This window comes from Hyphomicrobium sp. LHD-15, from assembly GCF_031157355.1.
GTDB lineage: Bacteria > Pseudomonadota > Alphaproteobacteria > Rhizobiales > Hyphomicrobiaceae > Hyphomicrobium_C.
Window position 1 is genome coordinate 236,943 of sequence record NZ_JAVIFT010000001.1, and the last position, 14,058, is coordinate 251,000.

10 protein-coding genes and 1 tRNA gene are annotated in these 14,058 nt (G+C 61.9%); 3 read left to right on the top strand and 8 right to left on the bottom strand.

What is annotated here, in order from left to right; translation table 11 throughout:
* Nucleotides 1-158 precede the first annotated feature (158 nt).
* Entirely contained in the window at nucleotides 159-2,441 is a 2,283-nt protein-coding gene (locus RCO24_RS01075; RefSeq protein ID WP_308959505.1) for a TonB-dependent siderophore receptor, read from the top strand.
* A 224-nt stretch (nucleotides 2,442-2,665) separates the two neighbouring features.
* Here RCO24_RS01075 and RCO24_RS01080 read toward each other — a convergent pair whose 3' ends face one another.
* A complete protein-coding gene (locus tag RCO24_RS01080; RefSeq protein ID WP_308959506.1) occupies nucleotides 2,666-3,217 on the bottom strand; it encodes a dihydrofolate reductase family protein in 552 nt (183 codons plus the stop codon).
* Nucleotides 3,218-3,408: 191 nt separating this feature from the next.
* Nucleotides 3,409-3,485, bottom strand: a tRNA-Arg gene (locus tag RCO24_RS01085).
* Nucleotides 3,486-3,761: 276 nt separating this feature from the next.
* On the opposite strand from RCO24_RS01085, the gene RCO24_RS01090 reads away from it, so the two are divergent.
* Nucleotides 3,762-4,259: a septal ring lytic transglycosylase RlpA family protein gene (locus RCO24_RS01090; protein WP_308959507.1), complete on the top strand. Its 498-nt coding sequence runs from the start codon at nucleotides 3,762-3,764 to the stop codon at nucleotides 4,257-4,259.
* Between the two features lie 155 nt (nucleotides 4,260-4,414).
* Here the strand turns inward: RCO24_RS01090 and arsC are convergent, their stop codons facing one another.
* From arsC to RCO24_RS01120, 6 genes are all read right to left on the bottom strand, one after another.
* Nucleotides 4,415-4,837 (bottom strand): arsenate reductase (glutaredoxin), encoded by a 423-nt coding sequence (gene arsC, locus RCO24_RS01095; RefSeq protein ID WP_308959508.1) that lies wholly within the window; start codon nucleotides 4,835-4,837, stop codon nucleotides 4,415-4,417.
* Nucleotides 4,834-5,550 carry an MIP/aquaporin family protein gene (locus RCO24_RS01100; protein WP_308959509.1) on the bottom strand — a complete coding sequence of 239 codons (717 nt, stop codon included), beginning with the start codon at nucleotides 5,548-5,550 and terminating at the stop codon, nucleotides 4,834-4,836. Before RCO24_RS01100 ends, arsC begins: the two co-directional genes overlap by 4 nt.
* A gap of 89 nt (nucleotides 5,551-5,639) precedes the next feature.
* Nucleotides 5,640-5,975 (bottom strand): metalloregulator ArsR/SmtB family transcription factor, encoded by a 336-nt coding sequence (locus RCO24_RS01105; RefSeq protein ID WP_308959510.1) that lies wholly within the window; start codon nucleotides 5,973-5,975, stop codon nucleotides 5,640-5,642.
* Between the two features lie 135 nt (nucleotides 5,976-6,110).
* On the bottom strand, nucleotides 6,111-7,526 hold the full coding sequence (gene bcsS, locus RCO24_RS01110; protein WP_308959511.1) for a cellulose biosynthesis protein BcsS: 1,416 nt from the start codon (nucleotides 7,524-7,526) through the stop codon (nucleotides 6,111-6,113).
* A 325-nt stretch (nucleotides 7,527-7,851) separates the two neighbouring features.
* Nucleotides 7,852-8,403, bottom strand: a complete 552-nt coding sequence (locus tag RCO24_RS01115) for a VOC family protein (protein ID WP_308959512.1) — start codon at nucleotides 8,401-8,403, stop codon at nucleotides 7,852-7,854.
* A 107-nt stretch (nucleotides 8,404-8,510) separates the two neighbouring features.
* The gene (locus tag RCO24_RS01120; RefSeq protein WP_374990917.1) at nucleotides 8,511-9,164 is read right to left on the bottom strand and encodes a M23 family metallopeptidase; all 654 of its coding nucleotides are present in this window, start codon (nucleotides 9,162-9,164) and stop codon (nucleotides 8,511-8,513) included.
* Nucleotides 9,165-9,886: 722 nt separating this feature from the next.
* Here RCO24_RS01120 and RCO24_RS01125 point away from each other — a divergent pair.
* Nucleotides 9,887-13,969, top strand: coding sequence for a Pls/PosA family non-ribosomal peptide synthetase (locus RCO24_RS01125; protein ID WP_308959514.1), 4,083 nt, complete (start codon nucleotides 9,887-9,889; stop codon nucleotides 13,967-13,969).
* The last annotated feature ends 89 nt before the right edge of the window (nucleotides 13,970-14,058 follow it).

Below are 14,058 nucleotides of genomic sequence, written 5' to 3' on the forward strand. Positions count from 1 at the left end.
CTTTTGATGCAGCTTTGCAACACGTTGGCGTGCTTCAAAGTTGACTATGAAGATCTATATACCTACGGTTTATACCGTCCGTAGCGACTAGCCAGCCCGACCGCGCGATCCAGTGTGGGGCAAGCCAACCTGCCAACACGTTTCGAGCCGGGGGGCCGATGAACATCAGCACTTTGAAGCGCGCCTCGATGGTGCTGCCCATCATGCTTTCGCTCGGCGCAGAGGCGGCATTCAGCCAAGACGCTGGGCCGGCCGCAGCTCCGGCCAAGCAGGACCCCGCGAGCACAGCGCTTCCTCCGCTCGAGGTGACCACGAGCGGGGCGAAAAAAGCCAAAGCTCAGAAGAAAACCAAGACCCCACCGTCGCAAACGACTTCAACCGCCGCCCAAGCAGAACCTTCGGCGCCGAAGCCAAGCGACGGAAGCAGCACGCGCGCGGGTGCCGTCAACGGCTACGTGGTCAAGGACGGCACTGTCGGCACCAAGACCGACACGCCGCTTCAAGAGGTGCCGCAATCGATTTCGACCGTTACTCGCCAGCAGCTCGAGGATCGCAAACCGCTGAGCCTCGGAGATTCGCTCGCCTATGTGCCGGGTGTGCGCATCAACCAGTCCGGCTTCGACCCGCGCTTCGACAGCTTCTACATTCGCGGTTTTGATGCGACCAACACAGGCGTCTATCGCGACGGCCTGCGCCAGCTCAACAGCGGCTTCGGCCAGTTCAAGACGGAGATGTACGGTCTCGATAGCGTGACGGCGCTGCGTGGACCGTCGGGTGCTCTTTACGGCTCGAGCAACGCCGGCGGCATCATCGACATGTACACCAAGCGGCCAACCGAGACCCCGTTCAACGAAGTCGAATACGTGATGGGCAATCACGATCGCTTCCAGGGCAATTTCGACTTCTCCGGCCCCGCCCCTTCGAATAACAACGTCCTCTATCGTTTTACCGGCGTCGTGCGCGACAGCGATACGCAATACTGGGGCATCCCGGACGATCGCATTTACTTGGCGCCTGCGTTCACTTTCAAAATCGATTCCGATACCAAGCTGACCGTCTTCGGTGAGTACATGGATCTCAAAATCGGCTCCAACACCGCATGGTTTCAGGACCGCAGCGATCCTGACCACACGCGCCGCACGAACATCTGGTCGGGAGACCCCGGCTTCGAATTCTATGACCAGACCCAGGAACGTGTCGGCTACGAGTTCGAGCGGCGGGTCGCGAACGGCATCACCGTGCGCCAGAAGGCGCGCTATGAGCACCTGAGCGAAGAGTCAGCGTACATCGATATCGACGATACCTTGTACACTCCGCAGCCCTTGGCACCGGATGAGTTTTCGCGCTCGGCGGGCTCCGTACGGAGCAGCTTCCACGCCTTGAACATGGACAACCAGGTCGAAGCGAAGTTCAGCACGAGCGCGCTTCAGCATACGGTTCTGGCGGGCGTCGACATCGGCTACATCACTTTCAAAGAAGGTACCGGATACGAGACTGCGCTGCCGCTCATTGATTTCAACTACGGGCAACAATTCATTCCGGTGCCTCCGATCAGCTCCGTCACGAAGCAGAACCAGCTTCAGGTTGGCGCCTATCTCCAGGATCAGATCAAACTCGACAAGTGGGTCCTAACCCTGAGCGGCCGGCACGACTGGGTGAGCACGGAAACCGAGGGTGAGGAGGACGGCAACGACAAAGCCTTGTCTGGCCGCACGGGGCTCACCTATCTCTTCGACTCCGGCCTTGCACCGTACATCGCCTGGGGCACCTCGTTCGTTCCCAATGCAGGCACCGACGCAAGGACAGGCAAGGTGTTCGACCCCACGACCGCAGAGTCGGAGGAGATCGGCGTGAAGTATCTCGTGCCGGGATACAATGCCTCGCTCAATGCCGCGCTGTTCAACATCGAACAGGAGGGCGGCACCTTTTACGATCCCAATCCTCTCATTGACGGCTACGTTCAGCGCGGCCGGGTGCGCTCGCGCGGTTTCGAGATCGAGGGCATCACGACGCTCACCAACGGCTTGAGCCTTCAGGCGTCTTATACGTATGTCGACATGAAGATCCTGGAAGGCATTGACGAGAACGGCGAGTCGGCGGTCGGAAACACGCCCAGCAGCACGCCGAGGCATTTGTTGTCGGTCTGGGGCTATTACACAGTGAGCGACGGCGCCTTTCGTGGCCTCGGTTTCGGCTCAGGCGTCCGCTACACGGGTACGAGCTTCGGAAACGATCGCAATACGTTCGAGAACGGCGCTCGCGGAATTGTGGATGCCGCCATGCATTACGATCTTGTCGGTCTCTCGCCGCAATTTGAAGGCGCCCGCCTGCAGCTCAACGTCAGCAACGTCTTCGACAAGCTAGTCGACACCTGCTCGAGCGACTACTGCTACCAGGATCAGGGCCGCACAATCCTCGGCAGCTTGCGGTATCGGTGGTGAGAGCAGCCGCCAGATGCTGAGCGGATGCGAAAAGACGAAACCGTTGGCCGCGTCATCGCGGGTCGGCTGATAAATGCGTAGCTTCCATTTGGAGTGGCCCGCTCCATGGCGGCTCATGACCCTTTGCTGACATCGAACGGTTCGTGCCGCTGGCCGAAAAGTTGGTCCGTTTCCTGGCCCATCGCGTCGGCCACTTGAAGCAGCCAGATGCGAGACCTTGCTGATTAGGCAGGAACGTACTTTAGCTTGATCACGCTCTCGCCAATGCGATCGCCGGCCACGAGTCGGAGCCGCGGTTGGGGACCTACGAAGAATGGCCTGCCGCGACCAAGTACGACGGGATGAAGAAAGAGCTGGTACTCATCGATCAGCCCGATCTCGGTTAGGCTTGCGGCGAGCTTCGGACCGCCGACCTCGATCTCGCCGACGAGATCGGCCTTCAGCTTTCGCACTGCCGCCTCTACATCATCGCCGATCAACCTCGCATTCGGCCCCACCGATTTGAGCGAACGCGACACCACCCATTTCGGCATGGCCCGCCACGCTTCCGCGAACGCACGCAAATCGCCGCCCATCGCCGGATCGTCCTGGTCCCAATTGTCCCCATCCCAATAGCGCATCAGCTCGTAGAGGCCGCGCCCATAGATGCTGCCGGCGGCTTTGCGCGTCTGCTCAATGAAATACTTGAACAGCACCGGATCAGGCGCGAATGCATCGTGGTCGTGGTCGACGTAGCCGTCCAACGACATGTTCATTCCGAATACGAGCTTTGCCATGATGAAATTGTATCACAATGCCGAGCACGTTAAGCGAACTGCTGGCACTCGCGCAGATGCAATCATGGTCCTGAGCTGACCCTGCGCCGAAATCACCTTCATGGCCGCTATTGGTTCAACAGCCGACTCAGGGGGCGACTTCCACCCCGGCCAAGATCTGCGCGATGTTGTGCTGCGGCCTGCTAGGCTGCTGGCGCGCCCGACAGGATTCGAACCTGTGACCCCCTGCTTAGAAGGCAGGTGCTCTATCCGACTGAGCTACGGGCGCGTGCCCCAGTCTTTTGGGGGGTTCGAGGGTCCGGGTCAAGACGCGCGGGCCTCGTCAGGCACGGCGGCGCTTATTCTCTTGTCCAGTCTTTTGCCGAGCCTCAGCGCCTCAGCTGTGGTTCTCCCGCCGCAGGCCAGCGGACGAGCGCCGGTCCGGCCCCTTTTCAGCTGGGCGAGATGACGCACTGCCGGGCGCGGAGGCTGCCTCATTAACGGCTCAGAATCACTTTCAAAAGTAGTCCTCGCCCCTCAACAGCACGGGATGCTCTGCCGCGACATGAAGACCGCACGCTACGCCCTATCGTCTCTCACCTTCGCTCTCGCTGCCGGGAGCATCGGCCTGAGTGCCCTCGCCAGCCTTGCCTTCGCCAAAGCGCCCGGGGCGACCTACTGCTACAATGGCGTTTGCCATCGGGTGAAGACGCTTGCGGAAATGGACACGCTGGTCGGATACGAGGAGGTTGTCACGGCCTCCTACTATGACGATTGCAAGGTCGACAAGCACAACCCCTGCACGGCCTTGTCGTCCGGCGAGGATTTTCGCGCGGATCTTCCCGACAACGCTGCAAGTCCCGTCTATCCAAACGGCACGATCCTGGTGTTGCGCAACCCCAAGACCGAGTCCACCGCGCTTGTGCGCGTGAACAACTCCGGGCCCTACAAGAAGGGGCGTATGCTCGATGTCTCGCGCGCCGCCGCCGAGCAGCTCGGCTTCATCAAGCAAGGCACCGCGCGCCTGAATGTGACCGTGATCAGCGGACCGTTGAGCAAGTGAAACTGTTCATGCGCCTCGTGCCGCTCGCTACCTAGAGCACGTTCCGATCCTCCGGAATCGGAGCCGCGCTCTAGATTCTTGTTTGGTCGCATTTTCTTTCGACGAACCGGAAGCCATCCCGGATCATGTCCGGGACAGGCATGTCGGAAAATGCTCTAGACAACGCGCTCCCCCTTCTCGTTGATCACGACCTCGCCATCGTCTTTCGTGAAGGGGCCGATGTCGGGGTTCGGCAGGATGTCGAGAACCTGCTCCGACGGCCGGCAGAGACGCGCGCCGAGCGGCGTTACGACGATTGGCCGGTTGATTAGGATCGGGTGCGCCAGCATGGCGTCGATCAGTTCGTCATCGCTCCACTTCGCATCCCCAAGCCCAAGCTCGTCATAGGGCGTTCCCTTCTGGCGCAGAAGCTCGCGCGGCGTAATCCCCATGGCGCGGAGGAGACCGATCAACTCGTCGCGACCGGGCGGCGTCTTCAGATACTCGATGACGCGTGGCTCCTCTCCGCTCTGACAGATCATGGCCAGCGTGTTGCGCGAGGTGCCGCAGGCGGGGTTGTGATAAATGGTGACGGTCATATTTCGTACTTCTCCTCGCCGGACATCAGCAATCCGGGCGCGTGTTGGCTTTCCCGTCCGACGAGCAGCCGCACGAGTGCGAGCGCCGACAGCGCACCGACGAACTGCGCCGCAATGAACAGTGGCACGCTGGCGAGATCGATACCCGCAAAGGTGTCCGAGAACGCCCGGGCCAGCGTCACCGCCGGGTTCGCGAATGACGTCGAGGCCGTGAACCAGTAGGCCGCCGTGATGTAGAGCCCGACGGACGTGGGCACCGCCAACGGTTTGGCCCGTGTCGTCAGTAGGATCGTCGCCACGAGGCCGAGCGTCGCGACCCATTCGGAAAAGCCCTGGGACGCACCCTCGCGGGCCTTCATCGAGAGCTGCATCACTGGCAAATCGAACATCGCGTGTGCGGCCCATACGCCGATCACGGCACCCGCGACCTGCGCGATCCCATACCCGGCCGCATCGCGGAGCGAGATGTCGCCTTTGAGGAGGAATGCGGCGGTTACGGCGGGATTGAGATGCGCGCCGGAAATCGGCGCGAGCATCGTGATGAGGACGATCAGGATCGCGCCCGTCGACACTGTATTACCAAGCAGGGCGATCGCCTCGTTGCCGCCGGCCAGCCGTTCGCCCATGATGCCGGAGCCGATTACGGCAGCGAGCAGCAGGCTTGTGCCGAACGCTTCCGCGAGCAGCCGTTGCGTTCGTGTCGGACTTTCCATCAGGACCGCACGTGCTCGTGCGCCGAGGGTGCGTCGCGTCCGATATCGTCAAGGTCGCGGGGTTGCGAAGCGCTCATCATAAGCCTCCCTTACTTGCAGACTGTTTTTGCTGACTTGAAGATCGCGCCGCACAGCTCGGGCTGCCCCTGGCAGCAATCCTCGGTCAGATAGGTCAGCAGCCGACGCATGCCATCGACGTGGATCGCATAGCGGATGAAACGTCCTTGCCGCGTCGCCACGATGAGACCGGCCTGCTCCAGCTCCTTGAGATGAAAGGATGCGCCCGTCGGACTGATGCCGACTGCGTCCGCGATCTCGGAGGAAGGCAGGCCGGACGGACCCTTGTTCACCAGCAATCGAAACATCTTCAAGCGGTGCTCCTGCGCCAAGGCAGCGAGCATCGCAACGGCTGCTTCTTGTTTCATCACGCAATACTACAATAATTATTGTAGTGTGCAAGTCTGAAGGGATGCCTTCGCTGGAAACGGAAAACGGCCCGCCGCATGGTGCGACGGGCCGTTTGATCGAAGTGTGTGTCCGGGCGCTAGGCCCCGATCACGTTAGAAGGAGAACTTGACGTAGGAGTTGACGTAGGCGCCTTCGCCACCGTGCGCTCCACCCGTGAAGCCGTTGTCGTCGTCCTCAACCCACTGATAACCGCCGGCGATGGACACGTCCAAGGGCAGTCTCGGAGACAGCTGGAAGGGGAACATCACGAAGGCACCGAGGCGGGTCGTGGCGTCGCCCTCTTCGCTCCAGATCTCGCCTTCGGGGCCGAACTTCACGCCGTTGCGGTTGGCACCGACACGGAGCTGTCCGTAGAAGGTGTCGAACGCAGTCGAGTAGCTGGTGTCGAGGCCGACGTAGTAGGGCTTGTCGTCACCCGTCTCGAGTTCGAAGGCCACCTTGAAGCCGGTCTCGGTTCCGCGAATGTCGTTGGTCGGGTCATCCGGCGAGAGGTCGATGTCGCGGACTTCCATACCGACATATGCGATGGCGCTCGTGGTGCCGAAGTAATGGAGGTAACCGAGCATCACGTCGACCAAGCGATCCTTGGCGTCGATGTCGTCGCCGCCGGGGCCGTACGAATAGTCGGAGTAGATGCCGAAGGTGCGTGCGACGAGACCACTGCGCGAGAAGTCACCGTTGAGCGCGTAGACACCGCCGGAGTAGAGCGACCAGATGTCCTTCGCGACGTCGATACCGCCGTAGGTGATGGCCTTGGTGGTGCCGCTAGAGCCGTACTCCGAGCCATGGAAAGGCTCGCCGCGGCCAAGCTTGTAGATCAGGCCAATGCGGCCGGTCCAGAGCTCGGGATCTTCCTTGTCGACGTAGTCGACACCGAAGAGTGTGCCCGCGTTGGTGGTCTCTTCGTCATACTTGCTGTAACGGACTTCGCCGCGCAGGTAGAAGTTGTTACCGAGCCTCGTTTCGAGGCCGCCGCCGAGGAAATAACCGTCAAAGTAGACGGAGTTCTTTCCGGGCGCGATCACGCCGCTGTTCTCGATATCCCACCAACCGTCGTTGTCGAAGTGGGCGCGCGTGTAACCGGCGGTCACGAAAGCAAGCGTATTGGGCGTGAGCAGAGCGCCGAACCGACCGCCGATGGCGAAGGAGCGATCGATGACCATGCCGTCGCCGCGATCGCCGCGCTCGATGTTGGACCAGTCGACGTCAATAAATGCGCCGATGACGTAGCGTTCCCAAACCTGGCAATCGACGCCCCAGACCAGCGAGACGAGACCGCCGTCGGCGTCTTCGCTGACCGATGAGCGATCGCCGCTGGAGTCGCGATAATTGTTTTTGGAGTCGTTGTGGCCGTAGCCGATGCTGGCACCGAAGTACGGACCCGACCATGTCGGCGCCGCCGGCGCGACCGTATCCTTCAAGGACGGCATTCCGTCCGCGAAGGCCGCACTGCTCGCCATTGCGAGCGACAAGCCACCTACGATCGAAGTCACCTTGCGCATATTCATAAGCAATTCCCCCGTGCATTGCCGCGCTCAGGAAAACGCAAGGACTAATTTCCACCGCAAGCGATATGGAGCTACAAACCCGTGATTCACGCTCTAATGTCGAGCGGAAGATATTCTATGTTGCTATTCGGCTATTGAACGCGTCTCTCGCGCCACGCTCTCGAACCTGCAATACAGCCGCCCGCTAGAAAACAATCCGTGCTTGTGCGGGCAGACATGGGTTCGTGAGAGTGAGTCGATTCGGCGTATAGCACGCAAAGTGATTCGCGCATCCTCATGAATCGAGGGATGCACAACTCCGTGCGCGATATCGATTCGCCGGAGCTCAGTTCACCGGTGCGGTCACGTTCGGCGTGACAAGCCCGACGGGCACGCCATCCGGATCGGCAACGATCGCAAGCCGCCCAACATTGATGGCATCGAAGGGCGCTTTGAGAACCTTGCCCCCCTTCTTCAATGCCTCCATCACCGCGTTGTCGACATTGGCAACCTGAATGTAAGCGATCCAACCAGGCCGGACGCCCTCGGCACCGGTTCCCTCGGGATTGGTTGCGCCGGCCACTTCCTGGCCTTCGTGCGTGAAGACGGTGTATTCGGTCTCGCCGGGATTGGGGGGACGGGAGGTGTCGTTGGACGCGACGATTTTCGACGACCATCCGGCAACCGCCGCATAGAACTCGCGGCTGCGGGCCGGGTCGCTGCTGACGAGCTCGGACCACCACACGGTGCCGACGTCCGCGGCCGAACCGGCTTGAGACGCATTTTCCGACAAAGCCACGCTCGACTGCAGGGCAAGAGCAGCAAACGCACAGACAGCAACACCGCGCGCGTATTTCAGGACTGGTTTCAGGACCGGGGCAACACTCGAACGACGCATTTTCAGCTCCTCTTCGGAACAACGACCGACGTTGAGATCCCGAAGTGCAATTCGAATGCCAGTTGTCGGATCACCGACGCGCGCTTTCCCTGCTCCTGAAGACGTTCTCAGGATTTCGGACAGTCGAAGATGTAGGTAAACCCGGGGAACGTCCGGTAGTCGGCCGCGGGGTCGAACGGGACGACCGAGACCGAACGATCATCCTCAGGCGGTTCATGTAGGCCGAGCATATAGAGCGGGTCGATCAGCCTCGCGCTTCTGTTGCGCCATTCGCGGCCGCCAAAGCGATTGGTGGTCCAGGTGAGACGGTCGGCATCGGCCTCCCACACCTCCCAATGGACTTCCGGCAGATACTTCGCGTGACCTCCGGGACGGGAAACGCGGGCCAATTGCATTCCCCGGGGCACCTTCTGACCAACCTGGAGATGCTTGATCTCGTCGTAGCGAAGGTGATCGTAGACGGTGTAGTAGAACGGCGCGCCGTCGTCCAAATTCAGCTCGGATGCCTTGTGAACCAGGAGCAGGGCGCCCTCGTTGCCCCAGCCCCAGTTGGCTTCCCATACGGCTTTCACGACGCCGGGCCCCGGCGCGAGGATCCATTCGCCCAGACGGCCACCGTCGACGCCGGTGTGAATCTCCTGGCGGTGCGACCCGTCCACATCCACCCAGCTCGCATAGAGCGATGTCAACGGCGAGCACGCATAGCCTTGCGGATAGACCGGAACCAGGCTGGTGCCACGAACGTCGTAGCCTTTCTTCATTCCGCTCACGTCATCATCCGCAATATGTGCGACGGCCACGTTGCAGCCCGCGAAAAGGAAAAGTGCGACAGCCTTCCATATGACAACCACGCGCAACACATCTCTCTCGCTAGCTGTCAGAACGTATCGGGCATAACGCGGCCTTACGCCCACCCACATTGCCGGAACGGACACGGAGCTGCTCCGGTTCGCCGTAGTTAATCTTAAAATGGCCGCTGATTTCAGCAGGGCAAGACGACCCCGAGCCCTCTCGCCCGTGCGCTTCCGCCGGGTTGCGTCAAACCCGTACGCGTTCACCATTTGGCGTTCCAGGCTAGGACATTTGCCCCATTTCGGCGTGGCCCGCGCCCTGCCCTCACTCGTGCTTTTGGCCGCTCTATGCGGCCTCTAATGCAGCCGAGTTGTGCAGGCCAAAGCTGCTTTTCTTCCTGCAAACGACCATAAGACAAGGGCTTTCGGCTCTCCAGACCGGACAAGACCGGATGGTGGCGCCCGTTGGCAGATCCCCCTCGAAAACCCCTGGCATACGCCTTGCTCCCTTCGTCTCGAAACTAGAAACCGAGACCGAGGATGACCGCCTGAGTTCGAGCTGCCTTGCCGAGTGTCCGGCCGCGCGGCGCACAACCTAGACGATCCCGCACAATCGAAGCTCCTGCAAGCTGCTGTCACCCCCGACAGCGGCAACGAGATCGATTGTGCCTCGCCCAACGAGGCGCATGTCAATGCTCAATACAGGCTGGGGAGCCCAAACACGACGCGCGCACAAGCTGTCGTCGGCCCGCCTCCTGCACCTCTTTTTCGAGGCGCAGGTCGAGCTGCGTCCGAACAAGTCCGCAATTGAATTCGCCGACGAAGCGCTGAGCTACGCCGATCTCGATCACCAGGCGAACCAGATCGCCCACAGCCTCGTCGCGCGTGGTGTCGGCCCGGGCGACCTCGTCGCGCTTTATCTCAAGAAATCTCCCCGGCTTTTCGCCGCCATGCTCGGCATTCTCAAAGCCGGCGCCGGCTACGTCCCCATCGACCCCAAGGTTCCGCTCGAGCGTATTCGCGCCATTCTCGAGGACTCGCGCGCGACCGACGTCATCACGGAACACGACCTCGCCGAAACGCTCGACGGCGCCGTTGCGACGCGCCTCCTCAGGCTCGACCTCGAAAGCGGCGCGATCGCCCGGCTGCCGACCACGCCGCCCGAGCCGCGCCGCGCGATCGATCCCAGCGACCTCTGCTACGTGATCTATACGTCCGGCTCCACCGGACGCCCCAAGGGCGTGATGATCGAGCACCGCAACGCGGCCACGTTCGTCAGGAGCCTGCGCACGGTTTACAAAATAACCGCGAAAGACCGTATCTACCAGGGCTTCTCGACCGCGTTCGACGCCTCCGTCGAAGAAATCTGGGCCGCCTTCTCGCGCGGCGGCACGCTTGTCGTGCCGAGCGAAGAGGTCATGACCTCTCCCGGCGACGTCGCCGATTTCATCAACGAACACGAGATCACCTACTTCTCGACCGTGCCCACGATGCTCGCGATGATCGATCGCGAGCTTCCGACCGTTCATACGCTCGTGCTCGGCGGCGAAGTCTGCTCGAGCGAGCTCGTCGCACGCTGGGCGAAACCCGATCGCCGGTTGCTCAACACCTACGGCCCGACCGAGGCTACCGTCGTCGCGACATGGACCGCGTGCGCGCCCGGCGAGGTTGTCAGCATTGGCGCGGCGCTGCCCGGCTATGCGGCGTACGTTCTCGACGAGGACATGCATCCGGTCGAGCCCGGTGCTTCGGGTGAATTGTATATCGGCGGCGCTGCTGTCGCGCGCGGATACATGAACCTGCCGGACCTCACCGCCCAGCGCTTCATTCCGGATCCGTTCGACCCAACCGGAACCTCCCGCCTCTACAGAACCCACGACCATGTCCGTCTCGGCGAGCATGGCGAGTTGTACTTCGTCGGCCGGCTGGACGATCTCGTCAAAATCCGCGGCTTCCGCGTGGAGCTCTCCGAGATCGAAGCCGTGCTGATGATGCATCCTTCGATCAAGGCTGCAGCAGCGCGCGTGGTCGATACCGACACGCTCAAGGAACTCGCGGCCTACGTGGTCTGCGACGGCGGAGGCGCCGCGCTCGATCGCGATAGCCTCAACGCTCTTTTAAGGGAGCGGCTGCCGCCCTACATGGTGCCGCAATACCTCGACGTGCTCGACGTTCTGCCGATGATGGCGAGCGGAAAGATCGATCGCAAAAGCCTGCCGCTTCCGCAAAAGCCGCTGGTCTCGGCCCATACCATCGTGGCGCCCGCCGACGACATCGAGCGCAACATCGCGGACGCTTGGCAGGAGACCTTCCGCCTGTCCGAGATTTCCGTGGTATCCGACTTCTTCGTCGACCTCGGCGGCCATTCCATGCTCGCGGCCCAGGCGCTGACGCTGATGCGCCGGAGCACGGGCCTCACCCATCTTTCGGTACGCGACGTCTACGCGCATCGCACGATCCGCGCGCTTGCCTCCCACATCCGCGAGACGGAGCAGCCCCGTTCCGACCGCGACGACGTCACGGAGGTCGAACCGCAGGATTGCGAGACCGCGTCCGATCAGGCGGCGCCGGGTGAAGCTGCCTTCAACAGCGTGCATCCCCTGGTGCGGTGGACGACGGCGACGCTTCAGGCGCTGGTCGCAACCGCACTCTACGGCCTGCTTGCAGCGCCGCTCACATATACCGTGCTCATCATGACGAGCGTGATCGACGGGCACGTCGACTGGTTCGTCGCGGCCGCGATCACGACCGTGGTCGGATTTACGGTCTGGCCGTTTTTCCTGCTGTTGAGCATCGCCGTGAAGTGGATCGTGGTGGGCCGTTACAAGCCCGGTCGCTACCCGGTCTGGAGCTTTTACTATCTGCGCTGGTGGATCGCGAACCGGTTCCAGGTTATCGCCTGGGCCGAGATGTTTAAAGGCACGCCGCTGATGAGCCTCTATTGGCGGGCCATGGGCGCCAATATCGGCCGCAACGTTACGCTATCGACGCACCTGTGCACCGCATTCGACATGGTGACGATCGGCGACGACACGAGCGTCGGCATCGAGACGCAGATCCTCGGCTATCGCGTCGAGGGTGGTTATCTCGTGATCGCTCCGGTCACGATCGGCAAGGAATGCTTCATCGGCATGCAGTGCTCGATCGGGCTCGGCGCGCGCATGGGCGACGGAGCACGCCTCGACGACATGTCTCTCCTGGCCGACGGCATCGAGATGGCGGCCGGCGAAGCGCGTCGCGGCATTCCGGCGCTGCCCGCCGAAGTTCCGGTTCCGACGAGCAGCCGAGAAACGCCTCCTTCCACGTGGCTGCGGCGAGCTGGCCTTGCCATGACGCGCGCGTTCTACGGCACGCTGCATCTCGGCCTCATCTACGTCATGGGCTACTTCCTGATCCTGACGACCCTTCCGGCCGTCGCGCTCGTGCTAGGCAGCCTGTACCTTGGCGGTCCATGGTGGGGCATCGCGGCTGCATTCGCAGGCATCCCCGTCTGGCTCTTCTCCTACGTACAGGGCGCTATTCTCCTGAAGCGGCTGATCGGACCGCTCGGAGCCGGCACCAAGTCGATCTATAGCGTCACTTACCTGCGCCATTGGTTCTCCGCCTATCTGCTCGAGAACACCAAGACGATCCTGATGCCGGTGTATGCCACGGTCTATTTCCCGCGGCTTCTGCGGGCGTTCGGCGCAAAGATCGGCAATGGCGTGGAGATCTCGACCGTCTCGCACATTTGCCCCGACGTGCTCGAAGTGGGCGACGGAAGCTTTCTTGCCGATGCCTGCGTCGTGGGCGGCGAGCGCATCCATAACGGCACGCTCGAAATCGCTCCGGTCCGGATCGGCTCGCGCACCTTCATCGGCAACAGCGCCGTCGTGACCGGCGGCCACACCATTGGCGACGATGTTCTGATCGGCGTCTCCTCGACGCCGCCGGCGGACACGCCAATCGTTCCGAACGGCACGCGCTGGCTCGGCGCGCCGGGCTTCACGCTGCCCAACACGCAGAAGGTCAACACGTTCGCGGACGCCCAGATCTTCGCGCCGAGCTTGCTCATGCGCATCGAGCGGGCGCTGACGGATGCCGCGCGCATTCTGCTGCCCGGCGTGGTGACTGTCGCCTGCGGCGTTGCCTTCGTCGCGTTTCTGGTGGCGTCGTTCCGGACGATCCCAACCTGGTACGTCATCGGCGCGATGCCGATCGTCGCCACCCTGCTCGCGTTCGTTTCGGTTGTATTGACGGCGCTTATCAAGAAGCTCGTCACCGGCGCGCACACGCCGGTCGTCAAGCCGCTGTGGTCGCGTTTCGTCTGGCACAACGAGCTCGTGAATGGCGTGTACGAGATGGTGGCGGCGGGCGCGATGCAGCCGCTGATGGGCAGCCCGTTGATTGCCCCGTGCCTGCGCATGATGGGCTGCAAGGTCGGCAAGTGGTGCTTCATCGAGACCACGCTCTTTTCGGAGTTCGATCTCGTCGAGATCGGAGACAGGGCGTCGCTCAACGTCGGCTGCACTGTACAGACCCATCTGTTCGAGGATCGCATCTTCAAGTCCGACCGCCTCTCCATCGGAAACGACTGCTCGGTCGGAAACATGGCCACCGTTCTCTACGGCACGCAGATGCTCGACGGCTCGGTGCTCGGAGCGTTGTCCGTGCTCATGAAGGGCGAGCAGCTTCCGGCGCTCACGCGCTGGCATGGCATCCCCTGCGAACGGGTCGTCGAGCCGAATACGGCAGTCGATGCAAACCGCAGCCGTTTGCTTCGCGCCGCTGCCTAAGATCTGCTCACAGAGATGGAAATGGCGGCACCCAAGCGTGATGCCGTTTCCAAAAAACCCAATAAAACAGGCTTATCCCGCTTGGCATG